Source organism: Bacillus sp. JJ1521 (genome assembly GCF_036965165.1).
GTDB lineage: Bacteria > Bacillota > Bacilli > Bacillales > Bacillaceae_L > Ferdinandcohnia.
The window spans coordinates 9967-10925 of sequence record NZ_JBALOX010000050.1 but is presented as its reverse complement, the minus strand read 5'-3'; the positions used below and the strand labels follow the sequence as shown (position 1 = coordinate 10925).

Below are 959 nucleotides of genomic sequence, written 5' to 3'. Positions count from 1 at the left end.
TCTTAATATATTTTAAGTAGGAGGAACAGTTTGGCTAACGGAATCTATTTACCCTACGATAGTGTGCAATTCAAAAAAAATCTTACTGGTGGGTGGGTATTTACTATTCTATAATTTGCAACTATCAAAGGTATATACTATGAAGCTGTTTCATGAAAGTGAGAGGGTAAATTAGAAGGAGGATATATATTGTATGTGGAACATAATACTTAAAGTACAGGTGCTTTCCTCAAAGAAGGAGAAGTGCCTTTTTTTGTAGAAGTAATTGTACTAACGGGGCAGGTTAGTAGAAGTAGGAATTAACTTATTATCTATATCACAGAAGGACGATAATGCAAAAAAAGGATTGAACAAGAATAAGAGATTGTTAACCACAAATGTAATCCTTTTCCAATAATGGTGAAATATACGTTACTATTATGTAAAGTATAACTTTTAATGGGAAAGGAGTTTTAATGTTGAAAAAAGAGAGTGATCATTTATATTTCATCGATAATATAAAAATAGCTTTAATTATGCTTGTAGTAGCTCATCATGCGGGACAAGCCTATGGACCAGGTGGTTGGTGGTACTTTTTGGATGATGAATCTATCAACTGGTTGGGCAGGTTTTTCTCTGTAAATGCAGCATTTTTTATGAGTATGTTTTTCTTTTTATCAGCCTATTTTCTCCCTCAATCAATCGCGAGAAAAGGTCCGAAACGGTTTTTAAAAGAACGTCTTATTAGAATTGGTATTCCATTACTACTGGGATTTCTCGTGATAATTCCTATTCTGATGTATTTATATTACATTAATTTCAGAGATTATGAACCCATCTCATTTTTTTCTTACTATGTTAATATATTTTTTGGACTTGGTAGTGAACCTACGAATTGGTCTGGACCATCATGGCCTGATATGCAATTTGGCCATTTATGGTTTTTAGAGCATTTACTTGTGTATGCGGTTGTGTTTTCA

At 33.0% G+C, this 959-nt stretch carries 1 protein-coding gene; it reads left to right on the top strand.

Annotation, left to right across the window (positions count from 1 at the left end; translation table 11 throughout):
* Positions 1–458: 458 nt before the first annotated feature.
* A partial coding sequence (locus V7147_RS08405; protein ID WP_335367402.1) for an acyltransferase family protein occupies positions 459–959 on the top strand: 501 nt, incomplete at its 3' end.